The sequence below is a fragment of the Streptomyces sp. NPDC093018 genome (assembly GCF_040684035.1).
Classification (GTDB): domain Bacteria; phylum Actinomycetota; class Actinomycetes; order Streptomycetales; family Streptomycetaceae; genus Streptomyces; species Streptomyces murinus.
The window spans coordinates 1-23,615 of the sequence record NZ_JBFBFF010000030.1; the positions used below are offsets into that span (position 1 = coordinate 1).

General features: G+C 71.5%; 22 protein-coding genes. 13 read left to right on the forward strand and 9 right to left on the reverse strand.

The features are described 5' to 3' along the window. The coding region (locus AB0N90_RS36710; RefSeq protein ID WP_365203724.1) for a BTAD domain-containing putative transcriptional regulator at nt 1-599 on the reverse strand (599 nt) is incomplete at its 3' end. A 188-nt stretch (nt 600-787) separates the two neighbouring features. Here AB0N90_RS36710 and AB0N90_RS36715 point away from each other — a divergent pair. The 6 genes from AB0N90_RS36715 (at nt 788) to AB0N90_RS36740 (ending at nt 8,156) form a co-directional block, all read left to right on the forward strand. Further along, nucleotides 788-2,023: an amidohydrolase family protein gene (locus AB0N90_RS36715; RefSeq protein WP_365203726.1), complete on the forward strand. Its 1,236-nt coding sequence runs from the start codon at nt 788-790 to the stop codon at nt 2,021-2,023. Next, nucleotides 2,005-2,946, forward strand: coding sequence for a TIGR03619 family F420-dependent LLM class oxidoreductase (locus AB0N90_RS36720; protein WP_365203728.1), 942 nt, complete (start codon nt 2,005-2,007; stop codon nt 2,944-2,946). The genes AB0N90_RS36715 and AB0N90_RS36720 overlap by 19 nt, the downstream gene beginning before the upstream one ends. A gap of 11 nt (nt 2,947-2,957) precedes the next feature. Next, on the forward strand, nt 2,958-3,725 hold the full coding sequence (locus AB0N90_RS36725; RefSeq protein WP_365203730.1) for an SDR family oxidoreductase: 768 nt from the start codon (nt 2,958-2,960) through the stop codon (nt 3,723-3,725). An 85-nt stretch (nt 3,726-3,810) separates the two neighbouring features. Then, on the forward strand, nt 3,811-4,932 hold the full coding sequence (locus AB0N90_RS36730) for an LLM class flavin-dependent oxidoreductase (protein ID WP_365203732.1): 1,122 nt from the start codon (nt 3,811-3,813) through the stop codon (nt 4,930-4,932). Between the two features lie 15 nt (nt 4,933-4,947). Further along, nucleotides 4,948-6,678 carry a D-aminoacylase gene (locus tag AB0N90_RS36735; RefSeq protein WP_365203734.1) on the forward strand — a complete coding sequence of 577 codons (1,731 nt, stop codon included), beginning with the start codon at nt 4,948-4,950 and terminating at the stop codon, nt 6,676-6,678. After that, complete coding sequence (locus AB0N90_RS36740; RefSeq protein WP_365203736.1) at nt 6,675-8,156, forward strand: aldehyde dehydrogenase family protein; 1,482 nt, start codon at nt 6,675-6,677, stop codon at nt 8,154-8,156. Before AB0N90_RS36735 ends, AB0N90_RS36740 begins: the two co-directional genes overlap by 4 nt. A gap of 46 nt (nt 8,157-8,202) precedes the next feature. Here the strand turns inward: AB0N90_RS36740 and AB0N90_RS36745 are convergent, their stop codons facing one another. The 6 genes from AB0N90_RS36745 to AB0N90_RS36770 form a co-directional block, all read right to left on the reverse strand. Beyond that, nucleotides 8,203-9,618 carry a DUF6177 family protein gene (locus AB0N90_RS36745; RefSeq protein WP_365203738.1) on the reverse strand — a complete coding sequence of 472 codons (1,416 nt, stop codon included), beginning with the start codon at nt 9,616-9,618 and terminating at the stop codon, nt 8,203-8,205. 93 nt (nt 9,619-9,711) lie between these two features. Further along, the gene (locus AB0N90_RS36750) at nt 9,712-10,359 is read right to left on the reverse strand and encodes a hypothetical protein (protein WP_365203740.1); all 648 of its coding nucleotides are present in this window, start codon (nt 10,357-10,359) and stop codon (nt 9,712-9,714) included. Nucleotides 10,360-10,368: 9 nt separating this feature from the next. Continuing rightward, nucleotides 10,369-12,639: a hypothetical protein gene (locus AB0N90_RS36755; protein WP_365203742.1), complete on the reverse strand. Its 2,271-nt coding sequence runs from the start codon at nt 12,637-12,639 to the stop codon at nt 10,369-10,371. Beyond that, nucleotides 12,636-13,043: a DUF6507 family protein gene (locus tag AB0N90_RS36760; RefSeq protein WP_365203744.1), complete on the reverse strand. Its 408-nt coding sequence runs from the start codon at nt 13,041-13,043 to the stop codon at nt 12,636-12,638. The genes AB0N90_RS36755 and AB0N90_RS36760 overlap by 4 nt, the downstream gene beginning before the upstream one ends. 199 nt (nt 13,044-13,242) lie before the next feature. Next, nucleotides 13,243-14,133, reverse strand: a complete 891-nt coding sequence (locus tag AB0N90_RS36765) for a hypothetical protein (protein ID WP_365203745.1) — start codon at nt 14,131-14,133, stop codon at nt 13,243-13,245. Between the two features lie 325 nt (nt 14,134-14,458). Continuing rightward, the gene (locus AB0N90_RS36770; RefSeq protein ID WP_365203747.1) at nt 14,459-14,851 is read right to left on the reverse strand and encodes a nitroreductase/quinone reductase family protein; all 393 of its coding nucleotides are present in this window, start codon (nt 14,849-14,851) and stop codon (nt 14,459-14,461) included. A gap of 143 nt (nt 14,852-14,994) precedes the next feature. Between AB0N90_RS36770 and AB0N90_RS36775 the strand changes: the two genes are divergently transcribed. Genes AB0N90_RS36775 through AB0N90_RS36795 form a run of 5 tightly spaced genes read left to right on the forward strand, consistent with a single transcriptional unit; the run spans nt 14,995 to nt 17,956 of the window. Beyond that, nucleotides 14,995-15,333, forward strand: a complete 339-nt coding sequence (locus AB0N90_RS36775; protein ID WP_365203749.1) for a hypothetical protein — start codon at nt 14,995-14,997, stop codon at nt 15,331-15,333. 10 nt (nt 15,334-15,343) lie between these two features. Then, nucleotides 15,344-15,967 carry a hypothetical protein gene (locus tag AB0N90_RS36780; RefSeq protein ID WP_365203750.1) on the forward strand — a complete coding sequence of 208 codons (624 nt, stop codon included), beginning with the start codon at nt 15,344-15,346 and terminating at the stop codon, nt 15,965-15,967. Next, nucleotides 15,910-16,971 carry a hypothetical protein gene (locus AB0N90_RS36785; RefSeq protein ID WP_365203752.1) on the forward strand — a complete coding sequence of 354 codons (1,062 nt, stop codon included), beginning with the start codon at nt 15,910-15,912 and terminating at the stop codon, nt 16,969-16,971. Before AB0N90_RS36780 ends, AB0N90_RS36785 begins: the two co-directional genes overlap by 58 nt. 29 nt (nt 16,972-17,000) lie before the next feature. Next, the gene (locus tag AB0N90_RS36790; protein WP_365203754.1) at nt 17,001-17,537 is read left to right on the forward strand and encodes a protease inhibitor I42 family protein; all 537 of its coding nucleotides are present in this window, start codon (nt 17,001-17,003) and stop codon (nt 17,535-17,537) included. Nucleotides 17,538-17,569: 32 nt separating this feature from the next. Further along, nucleotides 17,570-17,956, forward strand: a complete 387-nt coding sequence (locus AB0N90_RS36795) for a hypothetical protein (protein WP_365203756.1) — start codon at nt 17,570-17,572, stop codon at nt 17,954-17,956. On the opposite strand, the gene AB0N90_RS36800 is transcribed toward AB0N90_RS36795, so the two are convergent. Then, entirely contained in the window at nt 17,925-19,481 is a 1,557-nt protein-coding gene (locus AB0N90_RS36800) for a CehA/McbA family metallohydrolase (protein ID WP_365203758.1), read from the reverse strand. The two genes, AB0N90_RS36795 and AB0N90_RS36800, sit on opposite strands and share 32 nt — an antisense overlap. A 144-nt stretch (nt 19,482-19,625) precedes the next feature. Between AB0N90_RS36800 and AB0N90_RS36805 the strand changes: the two genes are divergently transcribed. After that, complete coding sequence (locus tag AB0N90_RS36805) at nt 19,626-22,214, forward strand: bifunctional FO biosynthesis protein CofGH (RefSeq protein ID WP_365203761.1); 2,589 nt, start codon at nt 19,626-19,628, stop codon at nt 22,212-22,214. Nucleotides 22,215-22,351: 137 nt separating this feature from the next. Then, nucleotides 22,352-22,918 carry a L,D-transpeptidase gene (locus AB0N90_RS36810; RefSeq protein WP_085565220.1) on the forward strand — a complete coding sequence of 189 codons (567 nt, stop codon included), beginning with the start codon at nt 22,352-22,354 and terminating at the stop codon, nt 22,916-22,918. Here AB0N90_RS36810 and AB0N90_RS36815 read toward each other — a convergent pair. Further along, entirely contained in the window at nt 22,911-23,459 is a 549-nt protein-coding gene (locus AB0N90_RS36815) for a DUF2165 domain-containing protein (protein ID WP_365203763.1), read from the reverse strand. The genes AB0N90_RS36810 and AB0N90_RS36815 overlap by 8 nt on opposite strands. Between the last annotated feature and the right edge of the window lie 156 nt (nt 23,460-23,615).

Consider the following 23,615-nt stretch of genomic DNA (forward strand, 5'->3'; position numbering starts at 1 on the left):
TCGGACACCGCCTCCGCGTGGCAGCCCTGCTCCAGGTCCATGTCCAGGCGGGACTCCAGCAGGCCGAGCCGCCATTCCTCCAGGCGCACCCGCTGCGTGTCCGCGTAGGGTCCGGGCACCCCGGCCAGGGGCTCGCCGTCCCACAGGTCCAGCGCCTCGTTGAGCAGCGCGCGGGCCCGGGCCAGATCCCCGGAGCCGCGCGCCTTCTCCGCCTCCGCGCCGAGGTCCTGGGCCTGTACGAGGTCCAGCGCGCCCTCGCCGAGCCCGCGGATCGCGTACCCGCCGGACTCGCTCACCAGCACCCCGGGGTCCAGGACCTTGCGCAGCCGGGACGCGTACGTGCGGACGGCCGCCAGCGCCTGCGAGGGCGGTTCGGGTCCCCACAGCGCGTCGATCAGCTCCGCCGCCGTGGCGGTGCGGCCCTCGCGCAGCAGCAGGGCGGCCAGCAGGGCCCGCTGCTGCGGGGAGCCCGTGGCCAGGACTTCCCCGCCGCGCCAGGCCCGCACCGGACCGAGCACGCCGAACCGCAGCGCCTCCGGTTCCGCGTTTCTCGCGGAGCCGGGACGCCGCTGCTCAGGCACTCGCGGCCGACCGTCCATGCGTTCGCCCCCTAGGCATCACAGACAACCCCGTCAGTTTGCCTTGTTCCGGGTGGTTGCGTCAGCCGTGCGAGACGCCGATCACAGACCGCCGGGCGGCAGTCCACAAACCCCACACATGCTCTTCGCACATACCGGGCCCTCCACAACAGCTGACGGTCCGTCAGATCAGCGCTACCGTGGGCGCCATGGACACCCACGCGAGCACATTTCCGCTGATCATCTCCGTGGACGACCACACCGTGGAGCCCGCGGGCGTCTGGCAGGACCGGCTGCCGGCGCGCCACCGGGACACCGGGCCCCGTATCGTGCGCGCCCCGCTCAAGGAGATGACCTTCCTCGGTGGCCGCTTCCGGCCGGTCATGGGCGAGGCGGGCGACGAGGGCCCGCTCGGCGACTGGTGGGTCTACGGGGACCTGCGCCGCCCCCTCACCCGCCTCGACACCGCCGTCGGCGTCGACCGCGACGAGGTGCGGCTGGAGGTCATCACCTACGAGCAGATGCGCCCCGGTTCGTACGACGTCCCCGCGCGCCTCGCCGACATGGACGTCAACCATGTGCAGTCCGCGCTGTGTTTCCCCACCTTCCCCCGCTTCTGCGGCCAGACCTTCACCGAGGCCCGCGACCGCGAACTCGCCCTGCTCTGTGTGCGCGCCTACAACGACTGGATGGTGGAGGAGTGGTGCGGCCCCGCCGCGCACGGCCGACTGATACCGCTCACCCTCATCCCCCTGTGGGACCCGGAGTCGGCCGCCGCCGAGGTGCGGCGGAACGCGGCGCGCGGGGTGCGGGCCGTCGCCTTCTCCGAGATCCCCCCGCACCTCGGCCTGCCCTCCGTGCACACCGATGCCTGGGACCCCTTCCTCGCCGCCTGCGACGAGACCGGCACGGTCGTGGCCATGCACATCGGCTCCAGCAGCCGGATGCCCTCCACCTCCGCCGACGCCCCGCCCGCCGTCGGCTCCGTCATCACCTTCGCCAACTGCTGCTTCTCCATGGTCGACTGGCTGATGAGCGGCAAGTTCGAACGCTTCCCGAACCTCAGAGTGATGTACGCCGAGGGCCAGATCGGCTGGATCCCGTACATCCTGGAACGCGCCGACGTGGTGTGGGAGGAGAACCGTGGCTGGGGCGGGGTCGCCGACAAGGTCACCCGGCCGCCGTCCGAGCTGTTCGCCGAGCACGTCTACGGCTGCTTCTTCGACGACGCCTTCGGCCTGCGCAACCTCGACTCGATCGGCGTCGGCAACGTCCTGTACGAGACCGACTACCCGCACTCCGACTCCACCTGGCCCAAGTCCCGCGAGGTCGGCGAGGCCCAGATGGGGCACCTCCCGGCGGACGTGGTGGAACGGATCGTACGGGGCAACGCGATCGAACTGCTGGAGCTGACTCCGGACGGCCTGTGGCAGGGGCCCGCGTGAGCCTCACCCACGGCATCCAGCTGCCCGTGCAGTCGCAGAGCACCCTGTACGCGGAGGCGTGGGAGGCCGGGGCCGGGCCCGCAGATCTGGTGGCGGTCGCCAGGGCCGCCGACCGGGCCGGCTTCGGCTATGTGGCCTGCTGCGACCATGTAGCCGTGCCGCGCCGCCTCGCCCCGGCCATGGGCACGGTCTGGTACGACCCCGTCGCCACCCTCGCCCATCTCGCCGCCGTCACCGAACGCGTCCGGCTGCTCAGCCATGTCGCCGTGGTGGGCCTGCGCCACCCCCTGCTCACCGCCAAGCAGTACGCCACCCTCGACCGGCTCTCCGGCGGCCGGCTGATCCTCGGGGTGGGCGCCGGACACGTACGGGAGGAATTCGAGGCCGTCGGCGCCGAGTTCGAGTGGCGGGGCGCGGTCCTGGACGAGACGATCGACGCGCTGCGGGCCGCGCTCGGACCCGCCGAGTACCCCGAACACCACGGGAAACGGTACGACTTCGCCGACCTCGGCCAGCTCCCCCGCCCGGCACAGCGGCACGTCCCCCTCTGGGTCGGCGGCTCGTCCCCCGCCGCCGTACGCCGGGCCGCGCTGAAGGCGGACGGCTGGCTGCCGCAGGGGGACCCGCGCGCACGGCTGCCCGGACAGCTCGCCCGGATCCGCAGACTGCGCGAAGAGGCGACTTTGGAAGGGGAGTTCACCGTCGGCGCGATCACCGAGGCGCTGTACGTGGGGGAGCCGGGCTGGGACGTCGGGCCGCGCACCCTCACCGGGCCGCCCGAGGAGATCGCCCGGTCGCTGCGGGCGTACCCGGCGATGGGCGTGGACCAGATCCAGGTGCGGTTCCGCAGCCGGAGCCGGGCCGAACTCATCGACCAGATCGGCGCGTTCGGGGCCACCGTCGCGCCGCTGCTCACCGACTGACGAGGAGCGTCATGGGCGGACTGGACGGGCGGGTCGTCGTCATCACCGGCGCGGCGCGCGGGCAGGGCGAGCAGGAGGCGCGGCTCTTCCGGGCGGAGGGCGCGCGGGTGGTCGTCACGGATGTGCTGGACGACCGGGGGCAGGCGCTGGCCGAGGAGATCGGGGCGCGCTACGTCCACCTGGACGTCCGCTCCGAGGACGGCTGGCGGGCGGCCGTCACGGCGGCCAAGGAGGCGTACGGGCGGATCGACGGGCTGGTCAACAACGCGGGCATCCTGCGCTTCAACGCCCTCGTGGACACCCCGCTGGACGAGTTCATGCAGGTGGTCCAGGTCAACCAGGTCGGCTGCTTCCTGGGCATCAAGACGGTGGCGCCGGAGCTGGCGGAGGGCGGCACGATCGTCAACACCGCCTCCTACACGGCGCTGACCGGCATGCCGGCCGTGGGCACGTACGCGGCGACCAAGCACGCCATTCTGGGCCTGACCCGGGTGGCCGCGCTGGAGCTGGCCCCCCGGCGGATACGGGTCAACGCGATCTGTCCGGGCGCCATCGACACCCCCATGTCCAACCCGGCCCGCCTGGACCCGGACGCCGACCCGGAGGAGCTGGACCGGGCGCTGGACGAGCTGTACCGCAAGCTGGTGCCGCTCGGCCGGGTGGGCCGCCCCGAGGAGGTGGCCCGCCTCGCGCTCTTCCTCACCTCGGACGACTCCTCGTACATCACCGGGCAGCCCTTTGTGATCGACGGGGGCTGGCTGGCGGGCGTCGGCTATTGACGGTCGCGGTGGCCGGTGCGACAGTCGGCCTCGATCTGACGGAGTGTCAGTTCCCATCACTTCACCCCTGGGACGGTGAACCGCCGTGGAATTCGGGCTCTTTGTACAGGGATACGTCGGCAAGCGCGCCGAGACCGACCCGCTCGCCGAGCACAAGGCGCTGATGGAGGAGACCGAGTACGTCATCCAGGCGGACCGGTCCGGCTTCAAGTACGCGTGGGCCTCCGAGCACCACTTCCTGGAGGAGTACTCCCATCTGTCCGCCAACGACGTGTTCCTGGGCTACCTGGCACACGCCACCGACCGCATCCACCTCGGCTCCGGGATCTTCAACCCGCTCGCCCCCGTCAACCACCCGGTGAAGGTCGCCGAGAAGGTCGCCATGCTCGACCATCTCACCGAGGGCCGCTTCGAGTTCGGCAGCGGGCGGGGCGCCGGCAGCCACGAGATCCTCGGCTTCCTGCCCGGCATCACCGACATGAACCACACCAAGGAGATCTGGGAGGAGACGATCGCCGAGTTCCCGAAGATGTGGCTCCAGGACGAGTACGAGGGCTTCCAGGGCAAGCACTGGCAGCTCCCGCCGCGCAAGGTCCTGCCGAAGCCGTACGGGAGGTCGCACCCGGCGATGTGGTACGCGGCCGGGTCCCCGGCGTCGTACGCCATGGCCGCGAAGAAGGGGCTCGGTGTGCTCGGCTTCAGCATCCAGAAGGTCGCCGACATGGAGTGGGTGCTGGAGCAGTACAAGACGGCGGTCGTGGACGCCGAACCGGTGGGGGAGTTCGTCAACGACAACGTGATGGTGACGACGACGGCGATCTGCGCGCCGACCCACGCGGAGGCGATCGAGATCGCGGTGAACGGCGGGCTGCACTATCTGCCCTCGCTGGTCTTCCGCTACCACGACACGTTCCCGCGGCCCGAGGGCTTCCCGGAGTGGCCGGAGACGCTGCCGCCGTACACCCCGGAGTTCGTGGAGCTGCTGATCGAGGAGGAGCTGCTGATCTGCGGCGACCCGTCGGAGGTGCGGCGGCAGTGCGGGCGCTGGGAGGAGGCGGGCGCGGACCAGCTCAGCTTCGGGCTGCCGGTGGGGGTGCCGAAGGAGGAGACGCTCCAGACGATCCGGCTGATCGGGGAGCACGTGATCCCGGAGATCGACACGGACCCGGTGCACCGGACGTCACGGTTCCGGCAGGCGGCGGTCTGAGGAGGTTCGGAGAACATGCTCGATCACCTCATCAAGGACGCCACCGTCGTCGACGGCACCGGCAACCCCGCCTACGTCGCGGACGTCGGCCTGCGCGACGGCCGGATCGCCGCACTCGGCCGGATCGACACCGAGGCCCGCACCAGCGAGGACGCCCGGGGACTCGTACTCACCCCCGGCTTCGTCGATCCGCACACCCACTACGACGCCCAGCTGTTCTGGGACCCGTACGCCACGCCCTCCCTCAATCACGGGGTGACGACCGTGGCCGCCGGGAACTGCGGGTTCACGCTCGCGCCGCTGCACCCCGGCCGCCCCGAGGACGCCGACTACACCCGGCGGATGATGTCCAAGGTGGAGGGCATGTCCCTGGTCGCGCTGGAGCAGGGGACGCCCTGGAACTGGCACACCTTCGGGGACTACCTCGACGCCCTGGAGGGGCGGACGGCGGTCAACGTCGGTTTCATGGTGGGGCATTGCGCGCTGCGCCGGTACGTCATGGGCCCGGACGCCGTCGGCGGCCAGCCGGACGAAGAGCAACTGGCGGCGATGGTAAGGCTGTTGCGCGATGCCATGGACGCCGGTGCCTGGGGACTCTCGACCACCCAGTCCCGTACGCACTCCGACGGGGACGGCCGCCCCGTCGCCTCCCGGCACGCCGGACCCGCCGAGCTGATCGCGCTGTCCCGGGCCGTCGGGGAGCACGAGGGCACCCAGATCGAGGCGATCGTGGCCGGCTGCCTCGACCAGTTCAGCGACGCCGAGATCGATCTGCTGACCGAGATGAGCGCGGCCGCCGGACGCCCCCTGAACTGGAACGTCCTCACCGTCGACGCCGCCGTGCCCGAACGCGTGCCCCGGCAGCTCGGCGCGAGCGAACGGGCCCGGAAGGCGGGCGGCCGGATCGTCGCCCTCACCATGCCGATCCTCACCCCGATGAACATGTCCCTCGGCACCTTCTGCGCCCTCAACCTCATCCCCGGCTGGGGCGAGATCCTCGGACTCCCGGTCCCCGAACGCATCGCGCGGCTGCGGGACCCCGACGTCCGGGCCGAGCTGCTGCGCCGGGCCCGCTCCAAGGAGGCGGGCGTCTTCCGGCGGCTCGCGAACTTCGGGCGCTACGTCATCGGCGACACCTACAGCGAGGCCAACCGGGGGCTCGGCGGCCGGGTCGTCCGGGACATCGCGGAGGAACGCGGACAGGACCCCTTCCACTGCCTGGTGGAGATCTGCGCCAACGACCGGCTGCGTACGGTCCTGTGGCCGATGCCCACCGACAACGACCCCGCCTCCTGGGCCCTGCGCGCCGAGACCTGGCGGCACGAGGACGTCCTGCTCGGCGGCTCCGACGCGGGCGCCCATCTGGACCGGATGTGCGGGGCGCCGTACACCACCCGCTTCCTCGGGGACTGTCTGCGCGGCCGGAAACTCGTCGGCCTCGCGCAGGCCGTGAAGATGCTGACCGACGACCCCGCGCGGCTGTTCGGGCTGCGCGAGCGCGGACAGATCCAGCGGGGCTGGCACGCGGACCTGGTCCTCCTCGACCCGGAGCGGATCGACGCGGGCCAGGCCCGGCTGGTGCACGACCTGCCGGGGGACAGCCCCCGGCTGGACTCGCGGGCGATCGGGGTGCGGGCCGTATGGGTCGGCGGGGTGGAGGCGATCCGGGACGACGTGGTGAGCGGGGCCGTACCGGGCAAGGTGCTGCGCTCGGGGCGGGACACCCGGACGGTGAGCACCCGATGAGCGAGCGGCTCCCCGCGGACCGGGGACACCCCACCGGCCAGCGGCTTTTCATCGCGGGGGAGTGGACCGATCCTGACCTCGGCCACTACCCGGTCATCGACCCCGCCACCGAGGAGACCGTCGGCCACGCCCCCGAGGCCTCGCCCGAGCAGGTCCGGGCGGCCTGCGCGGCGGCGCGCGAGGCGTTCGGGCCCTGGTCGCGGACCCGCCCCGAGGAACGGGCGGCGCTGCTCGGCCGCGCGGCCGAGATCATCCGGTCCCGCCTGGTGCCCTACGCCGACCTCGCCCGCGCCGAGACGGGGGCCACGACCGGCACCGCCCGCGCGCTCCAGGTCGGCGTCGCCGCCGCCCGCTTCCGCCGCTACGCCCGGGTGGAACCCGCCGAGTGGCCCGTTGCGCCGCAGCTCAACGAGGCCGGGCCGATGGGCGGGGCGGCCGTCATGAGCGCGCTGGTGATCCGGCAGCCCGTGGGCGTCGTCGCCTGCGTCACCTCCTACAACAACCCCTGGGCCAACCCCGCGGGCAAGATCGCCCCCGCGCTCGCCATGGGCAACACGGTCGTGGTCAAACCCGCCCCGCAGGACCCGCTGTCCGTCTACCGAATGGCCGAGGCGCTGGAAGAGGCCGGGGTGCCGCGCGGTGTGGTGAACGTCGTCTCCGGCCGTGCCACCGCGGTCGGCGAGGCCGCGGTGGCCTCGCCCGACATCGACATGGTCAGCTTCACCGGCTCCACCGCCGTCGGCCGGCGCATCGCGGAGGTGTGCGGCCGGGGCATGAAACGGCAGCTGATGGAACTGGGCGGCAAGGGAGCCGCGTTGGTGTTCGCCGACGCCGACCTCTCCGCCGCCGTCGCGGGCATCGGCACCACCTTCTCCTTCTACAGCGGCCAGATCTGCACCGCCCCCACCCGGGTCCTGGCCCAGCGCCCGGTGTACGACCGCCTGGTCGAGCAACTGGCCGCCTACGCCCACCGCCTGCCGATCGGCGACCCCCGCGACCCGGCCACGGTCGTCGGCCCGCTCATCTCCGCCGAGCACCGGGCCCGCGTCGAGTCGTACATCGAACTGGGCCGCAAGGAAGGCGCGGTGCTGCTGACAGGCGGCGAACGCCCGCCCCTGGACCGGGGTTTCTACGTCCGCCCCACCCTCCTGGCCGACTGCACCGCCGACATGCGGGTCGCGCGCGAGGAGATCTTCGGACCCGTGGTCTCCGTGATCCCCTTCGACGAAGAGGACGAGGGCGTGGCCCTCGCCGATGACTCCGACTACGGCCTGATCGACTACGTCTGGTCCGCCGACATCTCCCGCGCCTTCCGCGTCGCCCGCCGCCTGCGCTCCGGCGGCGTCGGCATCAACACCGTCGCCCGCAACATGGAGGCCCCCTTCGGCGGCTTCAAACAGAGCGGAGTGGGCCGCGACGTGGGCGTGCACGCCCTGCACGCCTACAGCGAGGTGCAGTCGATCGTGTGGCCGGGGTGACCGCCTCCGCTGGAACGACGAGATCAGGGCGGGGCGTCACGTCGCGTCATATCTGTGGACGCAGGTGTTCGTCGAGGTGTCGTAGGCGCCGCCAGGCGGTGGGGTCGGTGCCGTCGCCGAGCGGGTAGTGCAGGGCGGGGCGAGTGGTGGGGCCGAGCCGGGTGGGGGTGTGGTCCGGCAGGGCCTTGTGGGCGTGACCGACGCCGAGGGCGGCCACGGTGTCGGGGCCGAGGGTGAGGGAGACGGGGATCGGCGGCGGCTCGTAATGGGCCGGCGTGGTCAAGTCCGCCCGCCCCGCGCGCAGTTCACCGATCATGGTGGCGAGGTTGTGCCTGGCAACGAGGGATTCTGCGAGCTGGGGCAGCAGCTCTGTCGGTGCCCGTTCCTCGGCGGTGTAGCCGAGGGCGAGGGTGATGTGCTCCTCCACGCCCTGTTGTGTGTGAGCGATACGCATGGTGGCTATGGCAGGGCGGTCGACAGCTCCGACGGCGACCGCCCAGGTGGGCCGGCCCTGGCGGGCCCGGTTGCGGGCCAGTTCGGTCAGTTGCCGGGGCGACCAGGGGACGTTGACGGGTTCGGTGCCGGCCCATCCGGCCGGCGGCGATCCGGTGAGGGCCCGCCAGGCCTCCTCCACGGCACCACCGAGTACCAGGTGTTCGTGGGCGGGATGGACAGTGCGGACGGACAGCAGCAACTGCCGTCCGCCGCCGGTGCCGGGCGGGGGCTGGAAGGCGTCCGCGATCCGGGGGCCGTCGTCGGTGACCGGGGTGAAACGCCCGACGCGCCAGCGCAGTACGGCTCCGGACAGACCGTCGTAGTAGCCCTGTTCCGGGTGGCGTACGACCCAGCGCGCGGGCACGCCCTCCAGGAGGGTACGGGCGGGCAGGCTCAGCCGGGTACGGGGAGAGGTGACGACATACAGCTCCCGCCGCCCCGCTCCCGTGGTGCGCACCGCCTCGGTCAGCCAGGTCGTGGCGGCGACGACGGGACGGTCGTGGATGACGATGACGCTCTGGTCGGTGAACACGTCCGCGTCGGACAGCACACCCGGCTCGGCGGGCGGGACCGTCGCCGCGCCCGTGGCCGGGACGGTCACGACGTCGGTACGGGCGGCTTCCTCCGGCCATGTGACGCCGCCGAGCAGCGCCGTCAGCCGGCCCGCCACCGAACCGGCGAGCTGCCTGGCCTCCGGGACGGCGGTGGACGCCCGCACCTCGGTCCACCACACCGGCGCGTCCGTCCGCGCACCCGGCCCCAGCAGTCGCTCCGTCTCGCCCGGCACCTGCAGATAACGGGGCGCCTCCACGGAGACCAGAAGCTGTCCGTCCTCCGCGCACAACTGGGCGACTGCCCCACCACCCACCCGGTTCACACGCAGATCCGGCCCGCCCGCGTGCAGCGCGGCCAGCAGCGTCTTGACGTCCGGCATCCGCGGGGTGAGGGCGATGACGTCCTGGGACATGTGCTGCTTTCTGGCGGAAGGTTCAAGGAGGGGGAAGGGGGGCGGTTTGAGCCTCAACGCCGTGAATACCGGTCCGAAGGATCTTCCGAATGTTCAGAGCCGGCTGGTCAGGTCTGGTCCGAGGCCGTTCTCGTCCGGGTCCGGGTCGGCGACTCCGTCAACGGCGGACGCTCCGAAATATGTTCGTTCACCCGGTTCGGGAGGCATGCCGAACAACTCGGTGAGGTCCCGTAGTGCGGCGGCCAGCCGGGGGGCATTGTTCCGGTGGACCTCGGGGTGCGGGTGACCCGCGAAGTCGTAGCACCCCCAGATGTCGTGATGTACGGAGAGTTCGGCCGAGAGGCCGACGGGAGCCGTGGAGAGGGACAGGTCGACCAGCCGGTACTCGGTCCTGGGCTGCCCTTCCGCGTCGATCCAGATACCGCTGCCGAGCACGTCGAACTCGGCGATCTCGGCACTTGGGTGAGCGATGGGGCGGCTGCCCCGAACGCTGCCCGGCAGCGCCGGGTCCCCCAGGGGGGTCCTGGCGAGATCGAGCGTGCTGCTGATGCCGGTCGTTCCAGTGCCCAGGACATACCAGTCATACGTGATCCGGGTGGGGACGAGAAGCTCGATCCGGGCCAGTGCATCGCAGATTCGCGCCGCGACCGAAAGAGCCGACTCCAGCCCTGGCGGGGCGTATTCATCGAGATCCCAGAACCAGGAACCGCGTTCCTTCGGAGAGCGCATCAACCTCGACATGGTCCGTCCTTACGGGAGCGTGGGTGAATTCGGCGGGATGGTCATCGAACCGTCAGGGAACCGGAGCAAGAACGACCCTCCCATTCTCTGAGCCTGGAATTCAGCCTCTCGGAACATGCGTGGTGTCAGGTCTCTCATCGGCTGGTGGATATCCAGGATTGCCACGCGGTGGTCGACTCCTGGGAAGTTCAACTGCTTCGCCGCCTTGACGGCAGCGCTCTTGATGCCCTGGATGTTGGTGACGTCCTTGAGCTGGTATCCGTAATCGACGGAACCGTCGGCGTGCCGCGTGTAGGCGTCAAGATCGAACGTCTGGGTGTCGAGCTCCACCCCCACACGTCCGACACCGCGCTCCTGAAGCTCGGTGACAACCTTCATGGCCATGTGCACCGCTGGGACCATGCCCTTCGGATCAGCTTTGGTCGGCCCTTGTTTGCACATGTCCAGCAGCTTTCTGTACCCCTCGACTTCACGCAGGTGCCCCCGCGAAATCATTTCGGCGACGCCGGCTCCGTACGGGTCTTTGCCCAGAGCGCGAAGAACCTTCTGCTGATCGGCGTCAGACATTTTGGCACGGGACAGCTCATCAAGGACGCCGGCTTCCTGGCCGGACTCCATGCGGCCCGTGTGGGCGTGTGCGAAGTCCTCGGCGTTCTTGGTGTATTTGGCCGGGTCGATATCGGCAGGACCATCTGCGTCGCCACCATGACCATGCCCCTCGTCGGACACGACCGGACCACGATGTCCTTGCGTGTCACCGCCGCCCGGAACCCCTGGATGCCCGTCGGACAGCCCATGGTGATCTGTTCCGTGATGCTCTGCGGAGTGACCGCCACCGGGCTCGCCGGAGTGGCCACGCCCTTCCGGCACCGATCCGGCGTTCGCCCCGTGTGCACCGCCGGCATCGTGAGACGCATGAGGCGACGCATGCGAACCGGCACGCCCTCCGGCTTCGCTGTTGGATGCGCCCGCGCCGACCAGTTCACGATCGCCGTCCGGAGAGCCACCCGTTCGTACGGCGGCGGCAGGCTCGTGCGGAGCCCGGGCGAGGTCCGGCGTGCCATCGCTGTTGATCGGGATGAGGTGGCCGTCCTTGTCGACCCGGTACCGGTCACTGAGGTCGAGGGCGCCGTCGGGGAACCTGGTCCTGGGCAGCCGCAGGTGTTCGCTGACATGGGTCAGCACCTCGGAGACCTTCGGCAGGTCGGACAGGGCTCTGGCCGCCCGCGCGGCGCCGGAGACCGGATCGAGGGCATCGCCGACCTTGGCCACCGTGCCGGCGGCTTCGACGAACCTGCCTGTCCTGCCCAGCTTGGCGAGCGCCCCGCCCGCGCCCCCGACCAGGGTGAGAAGGTTGAAGCTGGTGACGGCGTGAGCCCGGGCCGGGTCCTCCTGCCACTCGTCGTAGTCGATGAACTGCTTGCCGAACTCCTTCGCGTACGCCTCGCTGCCGTGCTGCCAGTCCGACAGATGGTCCCCCAGCCCCACCGCGTCCATGCCGTAGGCGTACGCCCCGACAACCGTGCGTCTGAGACCGTCCCACGTCTGGTGCCGCGCATCGGAGCCGTTGACGCCCAGCATGTTGTCCTCGAAGGTGCCCAGGCCGACGAAGCCGCCCCAGATGCTGTCCTTGACGATGCCGTCCCACGCCCAGCTCTTGGTTTCATGGCCCCACCAGCCCAGACTCCAGCGCTCGTAGGTACGGGCCACCGGAGCGCCCCAGGGCAGGTCGGGCATGGACTCGAGTGCCTTGGCGCTCATGCCGTACGTGCCGCCCTCGTCGCCGACGGGACGGCACACGGCCGGGCTGATGGCGCCGATCGTGACCGCCGCGTCGTGCTCCGCCTTCTGGAAGCCCACGACGGCCTCCGCCACGCCGTCCATCAGCGCGTTGTGCGTGTCGACCTTGTGCTGGTCGTTCGTCCAGTCGTCGTCGCCCTCCACGCCGGCGACGAAGGCGATCGCCTGCCCTTTGAGATGCTTCAAGCGGTCCGCGTGCGGCTTCGCCTCAGTGGCGAAGGTGTCCAGGGCGTCGGCGAGGGACTCGATGTGACCGGCGAACTCGTCCGCCGTGTCCATCACCGGCTGAGTGGAAGAGAGCAGCTGATCGGCCTCCGGCGCCTGGTAGTACGCGGCCGTCGCCTGGAATCGCGAATGGACGTCCTGGCCCGCGCTACGGATGCCGACCGCGCGCTTACGCAGATCGGTGACCGCCTTGGAAAGAGCGCCGAAGTCGCCGGTGTACTGAGGGATTTGCCCGGGATCGATCGCGGCGGTCACTGGCCGCCCTCACCGTGTCCGTGCTCCGCCTGCCCGGCGACGGCCCGCAGCTCGGCCGGAGTGGGAGCCTTCGCCGCCTCACGTTGGGCACGGGCAGCCATCACCAAGTCACCGTCGACGTACGCATCGGTCGCCTTGACCGTCCCGTCCATCGTCTTCCTGATCCGGGCCGCCACGAACGTGACCGAACTCTCCGTGTCCGTGACGAAGTTCGCGACCGCAGCCCCCACCGGACCCATCGGCGGACCACCGCAGTACGGGCCGCTGATCGTGCCCGCGGACTGCGCCGCCTCCTCGACACTCGTCCCGTATCCCTTGACGTCCTTGCTCAGATCGTCGGCCGCAAGGCCCACCAACGACAGAACAGACTCCACCCCGCCGGGGCTGATGTCCCATCCCGTCACGCCAACCCCCGCCGAATCTCCTACAGATACGCCCCACCGGCGCCAACCGACATCGCGAGCAGCACCGACAGAACAGCCATTGATATCAGGACAGTTGCCGTGACCACCACGCATTTCCCGCCAAAGGTACCCATCCTCGCAAAAGATGGTTTCTACGCCTCCCCGGCCCTCCTCGTCGGCCCGGGGTGAGGCGTACCGGTCACTGGGTGAAGAAGGACGCCGGGTGCCGGGGATCCGCGGTGCAGACGAACAGGCCCCCGTGGCCGCCCCGGCCCACGGTCATACCGACCGGCTCGCGGGCCGGGTCCTCGGCCCCGTCCAGCGGCTCCCGCTCGCGTTCCTCCAGCGGCCGGAACCGGTGCGGCGCGCCGTCGGGCCCCCATGAGCCCAGCCACCATTCGGCGGTGTCGAACTGGAGGAACAGCTCCAGCGGTGCCCGGCACGCGCCGCACTCCAGGGCGGCCGGCCGGTCCGTCGTGCACCAGTTCATGAAGCCGCCGAGCTTGTGGCCTGGCGCGGTGGTGAGGTCGTCCGGCAGGTCCCGCTCCTCCAGCCAGGCCCCGAAGCGTTCGGCGAGGGCGGGCGGCAGCTCCTCGGCGCCGGGGTAGTCGGTGATCCGCTCCGGGTGCAGGACGCAGGCGCGCGGGATCATGTCCGGCCCGTGGTCCCAGTACTCCTCGGGGTCCGGTGGCTCGGCGAGCGGGTCCGTGACGGTGTCGGCCCGGCGCCAGTACAGGCGGCAGGCCTGGCCCCAGCCCGCCGGGTGCGGCTGGTCGTGCCACTCCGGGCACCACAGCAGCTGGACGAGGTCGGTGCCCTCGGGGAAGCGGAGCTCGGGGAAGTCTCCGGCCGTCAACTGGGCCACCGCGACCAGCGGCAGCGTGCAGGCCCGGCCGTTGACGTCCCGGTGCTCGGCACAGTCCGGCCACGCCTCGTCGGCCGGCCAGAGCGGGGGCCCGCCGATGTGACTGCCGTACGGCCCGGGAATGCCGCGGCGCGGATGCAGCCGGACGGCGGTGCGACCGTGCGGCAGCAACTCCGGGAAGTCCCGGGCGGGTTCGACGTCGGACGGCGCGGTGGTGAACTTCACCCGCCCAGTCTCGCCACGGCCGGTCCACCGGGTCCAGCCGGGCGGTCTTGCCGTCGCCAGTCTGTCGGATCCGCCCCGGGCAGCCTTGCCGCCGCCGGTCCGTCGGGTCCGCCCCCGGGCGGCCTTCGCGCTGTCGGTCCGCCGAGTCCACTCCGGTGGTCGGCCATCGGCCCCTCGGGTCCACCTCGGGCGGTCGGCCTACGGCCTGCCGGGCCTCCGGGCGGTCGGCTGTCAGCCTGCCGGGCCTCCGGGCGGTCGGCCAACGGCCCGTCAGGCCCCCGGACGGTCGGCTGTCGGCCAGCCGGGCCCCCGGGCGGCGGGGCCCTCAGCCCGTCAGGTCCACCCGGATGGTCAGCAGATCCGTGCCGAGGGCCCGTACCGCCGTGCTGTTGAGCCGGGGCAGGCCCCGCAGCCGGGCCCGGGGGTCGTCGTCCGGCAGGAGGTGGGCGGTGCCGTGGTGCCATCGCCCCGCGATCCGCACCCGCACCCTGGGGTCGGCCTCGATGTTGCGCACGTACTGCGACCTGCGCCCGAACTCCGACACCAGCCAGAACGCCCCGCCGACCCGCCGCCCGCCCACCGGCGTCCGCCGCGGCACCCCCGACACCCGCCCGGTCGTCTCCAGCACGGTCTGCAACGGGAGCCGCCGCAGCACCGGATTCAGGCGGCGCTGAATATTCGTCACGATGCGATGCTTGCGGTCCGCGCGGCTCGGCATCTTCCTCGGTCCCCTGTCTCCCGGCTGTGCTGCGGCGGTGATGGTGTGTCGGCTCCGTGCGGGGCGTGTGGTGCCCGGACCGGCCCTCGTCCACCACGTGTTAGCCTCCCCCGCGATCAGGGTCCGTGCAACGGGGGAGCGGGATGGGCGCGTCTTCGGACGGCTACACGGTCAGGTCCGGCATGTCCGGGCAGGCGGGCGCGCTGGACGACGCGGGCGATCACGCCGGGCACATACGCCGGGCCGTCCAGCCGGCCCTGTGCTACACGCAGGACGCCCTCGGCGGCCCCGAGTCGAGCGCGGCGTTCAGCGCCTTCGCCGCGGCCTGGCTGGACGAGGCCGCCACGCTGGAGTCGGGACTGCACGAGCTGGCCGACAAGGTGCGGCTGGCCAAGCAGGCGTACCACGGTGGTGACCATACGGCGGCGACACGCGCCGCGAGCGTGACCATCGGTGGCCCGTCAGCCCTGACGGCTTACTGAGGGCGGGCCGGTGACCGGATTCCTGGGGATCCTTCCAGACCCCTTCGGGGCGCTCGACACGCCCGGCGGCCGCCGTTCCTGGCTGGCAGACCTGGCCACGAGCATCCCCAAGGCCGGGAGCAAGAACGAACTGCTGGACCAGATCGACAGCGCCCTGCTCGCCTGCGCGCCGGTCGGCGACACGGCCACGCTCGAAGCGCTCGGCACGACCTACCGTAACCAGGTCGACAAGGCCGGTGACCTGCACGACCGTACCGACAAGGTGGCCAAGAAGGGGCTGCCCGAGGTGTGGGTCGGCGACACCAGTGTGCTGGCCTCCAGCGCGGTGGCCGCCACGGGCCGCGCCGTGACGAGGATGAGCGAGGCGTTCCAGGGCGGGGCGAAGGCGCTGCACACGCTGGCCGACACGCTCGGCGCCGCGCAGCAGCAGGATGCCGACGGCCGCGCCAAGATGCGGCAGGCCCAGCAGCGGCTCGGCCACCGGGACAGCTTCTTCGACCTCGGCGCGCTCCTGGAGAGCGAGGAGGAGCGGAAGGCCACGCGGGCCGCGATCTCGCCACGCACGGCATCGAGTCGATGCACCGCGCGGCCGTCGCCGCGGACGACGCGGTGCGGGCGGCGGCCCGCGACCTGAACAAATGGGCGGCCGAGGCCCGCGCGGGCAAGATCCACACGGGGCGGCTCACCGCGGTGGACCGGCTGATGCTCGCCGACGCGAGCGGCGCGTCCGGCCCCGCCGACCTCAACGAGATCCTCACCGCCAACGACCTGGAGCGTTCCGGCCGGGCCATGGACAAGCTCTCCGCGGCCGACCGCACCCGCCTGGACCGGCTGCTGGCCGACGCGAAGACCCCGCAGGAGAAGGCCTATCTGATGAAGGCCCTCGCGGCGGGACACGACGTGAACGACATCCAGACCTTCGACGGCAAGATCCACGGCAAGGACCCGGCGTGGCTCCAGCGGCATCTGACGCCGATCGTCACGCGGGGGGACAGCATGAAGGACAAGGGCACGGACCCGGTCAGCGGCGCCAACATGAACATGCAGATCCAGGATTTCGACGGCCAGATGTGGGTCCAGGGCGGTGATGGCACGGAGGGCACCTGTGTCGCCTCCTCCACCGTCACCGCTCGCGCCATGGTCGATCCTGTCTACGCCCTTTCGCTCACCGGTGGGCCCAGCGGCCGGGAGGACGACCCGGAGGCATTCCGGAGGCGCCTGGTGGACGAGCAGCACCGGGTGCACGAGGAGGGTCACGGCGATCCCGGCTGGGACGGCATGGACCTGAAGGGCAAGACAGAGGTCGTGAACAAGGAGATCAGCCCGGAGACCGGCAGCTCGTACGAGATGCACGAGGTCCCGGACGCGAACGCCCGACGCGAGGCGCTGCCGGACATCGAGAAGGCGGTGGCCGACGGCAAGCCCGTGCCCATCGGTGTCCAAGGTCAGGACTCGTCGGGCAACCGGGTCGGTCACGCCATGATGATCGTCGGCCAGGAGGGTGACAAGCTGGAGATCTACAACCCGTGGGGAAAGACGACCTGGGTCAGCGAGGACGACTTCGTCAACGGCGGCATGGCGAAGGCCAGCGACAACCGGCTGCCCGACGCCTACGTGGTTCACCTTCCCCAGGACTGACCGACCGATCCGGAAGCCGGCGACGAACCATGACTTCACGTGCACCTTTCCTCGGCGCGGCTGCCCTCCTCTGCCTGCTCGCCCTCACCGGCTGCGGCGAGGGCGGCGGGACCGGCACGCCTGTCCCCACCCGCACGCGCAGCCCCACGAGCACCCCCACCGCGTCGGTGGCCCCCGCCCCGGCCGGGTACGGCACCGAGCATCGGACCATCACCGTGGAGCCGGGCAAGAGGTTCTCACTCACCGTGCCGGCGGCTCCGACGCTGGGTCAGAACTGGTACGTCGCGCCGCCCGAACCGGATGCGGCCGTGCTCAAGTTCCGGGGCAGACGCGCGGATTACGGGAGCGCGGGCAAGGAAGCCGACGGCAGCACCGGCGCCACCCAGTCCTTCGACTTCACCGCCCTGGCCAAGGGCAGGACGACGGTACGACTGCTGTACTGCCCCCTGGACACCTGTACGGACCCCTCGGTCGCGAAGACGCCGCCCCCGACCCCCTACCCCACCCTCACCACCCACCCGCGTGCCCAAGCCGGCTACTACCTCTTCACCATCACCGTCCGCTGAGCCGGACCACCCGGACCGGAACCGAGGACTGTATGACCCCGCCCCCCGAAAGCCGTACCGACGACGAGGTCCTGGCCGCGACCGATGTCGCCGTGCTGCTGCGCTACGGCCTGATCCAGGACGCCTTCCGCACGGCCCTGTTCGGCGACGGCGCCATCGCTGCCGCGATCACCCTCGACCGGCTCGGCGTGGCGCCGCGCTCGCTGGCCTTCCTCGCCGAGGTGGTCCGGGCCGGCGGCCTGGCCTACGCCGCCGCGCTGCCCGAGCCGCTGCCGGATCCGGAGGCGGCCGGGGTACTGCGCGCGTGGCTGACCGACGCCGCCGGGACCGCGTCCACCTCCGAGGCCGAGACGCGGGCCGCCCGGTGGCTGGACGCGGTCGCGGAGATCATCGCGATGCGCCGGTCCGTGCGCCGCTGACCGCCCCGAGAAAGACCGGGTTGGTGAACGCCGCCAGCGCCCCCGGCACCGGCCCCGCCGCCGTCTCGTGGCGGACCTCCGCGCGGACGTACGCCGCGTACGAGGGAGTCGTACGCCATTCGACCGTGCCCGCGCCCGACACCGGCAGGGGATCGCTCGTGTACAGGGTGCCCTCGTCGGTCACCAGGTGGAGGGTGCAGCGGGGCGCGCCGGTGACGGCGAGGCGGACGGTCACCGGGGTGTCGGCGGGCAGCGGCAGCCGCTCCCCGATGCCCGCCCGCTGCCCCCGGCCGCCCGTGGCGGTGAGGGAGACGCTGATGTGCTGGGACTCGGCGACATAGGAGCGGCCCGCGCGGATGCCCTCCTGGACGGCCTGTCGGGTCAGATCGTCGGCGAGGACGACGGTCTGCGGAAGGCCGACCGCGTCCGGATCGCGGTGGGCGTCGCTGTTGCCCATCGCCGGGAGCCAGGGGCGGCCCTGCCGCACCGAGGCGACCAGGAGGTTGTCCCACTCGGCGAGGGTCACCTCGTCGTCGGGCGTGTAGGGGCCGTTCCACACCTCCACGGCGTCCGCCTCGGCGAAGCCGAACTTCCAGCCGCAGCCGACGCAGGTGGCGTGCGGATGGGCCGGTACGACCAGGCCCCCGGCGCGCCGGATGTCGCGGGCGAAGCGGGCCCAGCGGTTGTCGCGGGCACGGTAGCGCCAGTCCACGAAGGTGCCGGGCTCGGTGCCGAGCGCCACCACATGCCCGTTGCGGGTGGTGATCTCCTCGCCGAGCATGATCAGCAGATCGTCACCGGCCTCGTCCGCCCAATGGGGGTGGGACGTATGGGTGTTGTGGTCCGAGGAGTTGATGAAGTCCAGGCCCGCCGCCCGCGCGAGGGCCGCGATCTCGGCGGGGGTGCGGCGGCCGTCGGAGTACCAGGAGTGCAGATGGCAGTCCCCCCGGTACCAGGCCCGGCCCCGCCCCTTGGCCCGGGACGGCGGGTACACCGGGCGGGGGGTCTCGCCGCTCTCGCCATAGGTCAGGGTGATCGTCAGCTCGTACGACAGTCCCTGCGGCGCCACCGTGTAGGGGCCCAGCGCGATGTGCCAGGTGCCCGCGCGCACCGGTCCCGGCACATAGCCCGGGGTCGCGTCGTCGGCCCGTACGAAGAACTCCGTGCGGGCGCCGCCCGACCAGCCCCGGAAGCCCTTGCCGCCCAGCTCGGTGCCGTGCTGGTCGAAGAGGCCGATGTCGAGCGCGTTGCCCTGGGTGCCGGCCGGGACCGAGGGCCTGTCGTAGGTGTAGGAGACCTTGAACTCCCGTACTCCGGCGGGCACTTCCACCGGTACGTACACGAAGTCGGGGGCGCCGGGCGGCAGGGTGCCCCGCAGGGTCCGCGTCTCCTGGCCCTGACCTCGGCTCTGGCCGTCCGCCGCCGCGAAGTTCACGGTTCCCAACGTAAGGGCAGCGGCGGCGCCGGTCACGAACAGCGCGCGCCTGGCGATTCCCCCGGCGTGATCGTGCGTGTCGTCACACATGGCCCTCATTGTGGGGGCCGTACATGAACTCCCCCAGAAGAAAAGGAGACGGGGTCCCCAGAAAAGGAGACGGGGTCTCCGCCATCGCGGGACCGCCCCCTCGTCCCTCGTCCGTCCTGATCATCCCGTACGTATCGTGGAGCCATGACGACTCCCGCGACCCCAGGACCCGGCCGTCCCACCGAGAACTCCATGCGTCGCGCCCTCAAACGCGCCCGTGACGGTGTCGCCCTCGACGCCTCCGAGGCCGCGGTGCTGCTCCAGGCCCGGGGCGAGGACCTGACCGACCTCGCCGCCTCCGCCGCCCGGGTGCGCGACGCGGGCCTCGAACAGGCGGGCCGTCCCGGCGTCATCACCTACTCGAAGAGCGTCTTCATCCCGCTGACCCGGCTGTGCCGGGACAAGTGCCACTACTGCACCTTCGTCACCGTCCCCGGCAAGCTCCGCCGCGCCGGCCACGGCATGTTCATGTCCCCGGACGAGGTCCTCGACATCGCCCGCAAGGGCGCCGCGCTCGGCTGCAAGGAAGCCCTGATCACCCTCGGCGACAAGCCCGAGGACCGCTGGCCCGAGGCCCGCGAGTGGCTCGACGCGCACGGCTACGACGACACCATCGCCTATGTCCGCGCCATCTCCGTCCGCATCCTGGAGGAGACCGGCCTGCTGCCCCACCTCAACCCGGGCGTCATGAGCTGGACCGACTTCCAGCGCCTGAAGCCGGTCGCGCCCAGCATGGGCATGATGCTGGAGACCACGGCCACCCGCCTGTGGTCCGAGCCCGGCGGCCCGCACCACGGCTCCCCGGACAAGGAACCGGCCGTACGGCTGCGGGTCCTTGAGGACGCGGGCCGCTCCTCGGTCCCCTTCACCTCGGGCCTGCTGATCGGCATCGGCGAGACGTACGAGGAGCGCGCCGAGTCCCTGTTCGCGCTGCGCAAGGTCTCCCGCGCCTACCACGGCATCCAGGAACTGATCATCCAGAACTTCCGCGCCAAGCCGGACACCGCGATGCGCGGCATGCCGGACGCCGAACTGGACGAACTGGTCGCCACCATCGCCGTCGCCCGGCACATCATGGGCCCCGCCGCCTGCCTCCAGGCCCCGCCGAACCTGGTCGAGGGCGAGTACGAGCGGCTGATCGGCGCCGGTATCGACGACTGGGGCGGGGTGTCGCCCCTGACCATCGACCACGTCAACCCCGAACGCCCCTGGCCGCAGATCGAGGAGTTGGCACAGCGCTCCCGCACCGCCGGTTTCGAGCTGCGCGAACGCCTCTGCGTCTACCCGGAGTTCGTCCGGCGCGGCGAGCCCTGGCTGGACCCCCGGCTGCGCCCGCACGTCGCCGCCCTCGCCGACCCGGAGACCGGCCTGGCCCGCCCCGGCGTGCTCCCCACCGGCCTGCCCTGGCAGGAGCCCGAGGACACCTTCACCCCCACCGGCCGCACCGATCTGCACCGCACCATCGACACGGAGGGCCGTACGAGCGACCGCCGTGACGACTACGACGAGGTGTACGGCGACTGGGGCGCCCTGCGCGAGGCGGCCGCCCCCGGGATGGCGCCGCAGCGCATCGACACCGATGTGCGCGAGGCGCTGCGCACCGCGGCCGACGATCCCACCCGGCTGACCGACGCCGAGGCGCTCGCCCTCTTCCACGCGGACGGCCCGGCGCTGGACGCGCTGTGCCGGATCGCCGACGACGTACGCAGGTCGGTGGTGGGCGACGAGGTGACGTACATCGTCACCCGCAACATCAACTTCACCAATGTCTGCTACACCGGCTGCCGTTTCTGCGCCTTCGCCCAGCGCCGTACCGACGCCGACGCCTACACCCTCTCCCTGAGCCAGGTCGCCGACCGCGCCCAGCAGGCATGGGACGTCGGCGCGGTCGAGGTGTGCATGCAGGGCGGCATCCACCCCGACCTGCCCGGCACCGCCTACTTCGACATCGCGAAGGCGGTCAAGGAGCGCGTCCCCGGCATGCATGTGCACGCCTTCTCCCCGATGGAGGTCGTGAACGGCGCCACCCGCACCGGCATGTCCGTCCGGGAGTGGCTGACGGCCGCGAAAGAAGCGGGCCTCGACACCATCCCCGGTACGGCGGCGGAGATCCTGGACGACGAGGTCCGCTGGATCCTCACCAAGGGCAAGCTGCCCACGGCCACCTGGATCGAGGTCGTGAAGACCGCCCACGAGCTGGGCATCCGCTCCTCCTCCACGATGATGTACGGCCATGTCGACCAGCCCCGCCACTGGCTCGGCCATCTGCGCACCCTGGCCGGGATCCAGCGGGAGACCGGCGGCTTCACCGAGTTCGTCACCCTCCCCTTCATCCACACCAACGCGCCGGTCTACCTCGCCGGCATCGCCCGCCCCGGCCCGACCACCCGCGACAACCGCGCGGTGACCGCCATGGCCCGCCTCCTGCTGCACCCCTGGATCCCCAATATCCAGACAAGCTGGGTCAAACTCGGCACCGAGGGCGCGGCGGAAATGCTCCGCTCCGGCGCGAACGACCTGGGCGGCACCCTGATGGAGGAGACGATCTCCCGGATGGCGGGCTCGTCGTACGGCTCGTACAAGTCCGTCCGTGACCTGGTGGCCGTCGCGGAGGCGGCAGGCCGCCCGGCGAAACCGCGCACGACGCTCTACGGCGAGGTGCCGGACGAGCGGCGGCAGGCGGCGGCGGACTCCGACGGCCACCTTCCCGAACTGCTGCCCGTCCTCGACTGAGCACCGGATGCGTGGTGCCGGGGCGCGGTGCGGGGGCGTGGTGCGGGGGCGACCGGTACGCGGTGCGGGGGTGACTGAGTACGATGATCCGACCCCCGGACCGTGTGGGGGACCCATAGCGGAGGAGATGCGTACCCGTGGCTGCCCGACTGCCCTCCTGGGCCTGGGTCTCCGGTCTGACGGTGGGGGCGACCGTGGCCGTCGTCGCCCTCGCCGTGCAGGCGGAGCACGGGCCGCATCCCACGGCCGCGAGCGTGAAGCCGAGCACCTCGGTGTCGGCGGGCACCCATGGCTCGGCGAAGCCGAAGCCGCCGGCGGGGCCGCCCGCGCTCCCGGCGGACTCGGGGGACGGCCGCCGGATCGTGTACTCGCTCGCGGCGAAGCGGCTGTGGCTGGTCGACGCGACCGGCAAGGAGATCAGGACGTTCGAGGTGTGGCCGGGGACGGTGACTCTGCCGCCCGGCCGCTACTCGATCAGCAAGCGCACCCAGTCCATCACGGGCTCGGACGGCGTTCCGATCGAGCACGTCATGTACGTCGCGATGGTCGACGGCGTGAACGTCGCCTTCTCCAACGCCCTGGACGGCGCCTCGCCGCCCCCCGCGGAGGGCAAGAAACTGGGCGGCATCCGCATGCGCAAGCAGGACGGCGCCGCCCTGTGGGCCTTCGGTGATCAGGGCACGAACGTGACGGTGGTCAAGTAGTAGGGGCTTCCTCGCCGGAACGCGTACCGCTGCCCGGCAGGTGGTTGACGATCAACGCCACCCCGCTGAGCAGGAAGACGCGGGTGGCGGAGTCCTCGCCGTTCCACGCCTTCGCCTGCCACATCGAGAACCACTCACCGCCGATCGCGATGAACCCGGCGCCGAAGAGCAGCAGGAGCATCAGCAGCCCATAGGTGGAAACGCGCCGCGCGAACGCCTCGTCCCGGCGCGCCGCCCACAGGTACGTGCCCCAGATCAGGACGAGCGCGGCCACCGTCTCCCACGCGATGATCAGGACATAGGCGGTGTCCTGGAGCGCGGTGCTGGTGATCGCCCGCCACATCAGATCGTGGTCCTTGAAGGTGCTGTCCATCGCCAGCACATGCCGTACGAACTGCTGGTTCGTGCCGAAGTCCGTGATGTTGCCGAACGCGACGAGGGCGATGTACAGCGCGAGTATCCCGGTGAGTACACCGGCGGCCAGTGCCTGACTGGAGAGGCTGGAGAGTCTGGAGCGCCGCGTGGGGTCGGTGGTGGTCATGGCTGGATTCTCCCCGACCGACTCGGCCCGCTCCTATACGCATTGAGCCAGAGTTGCCTCAAGTGGGCCGTGGGCCCGGAGAATTCGTCACGTATCGCGGCCGGTCCGCCTTGCCGGTCGGTCCACTCGTTCCCGGCGCCGAGGCGGCCGTCGAGC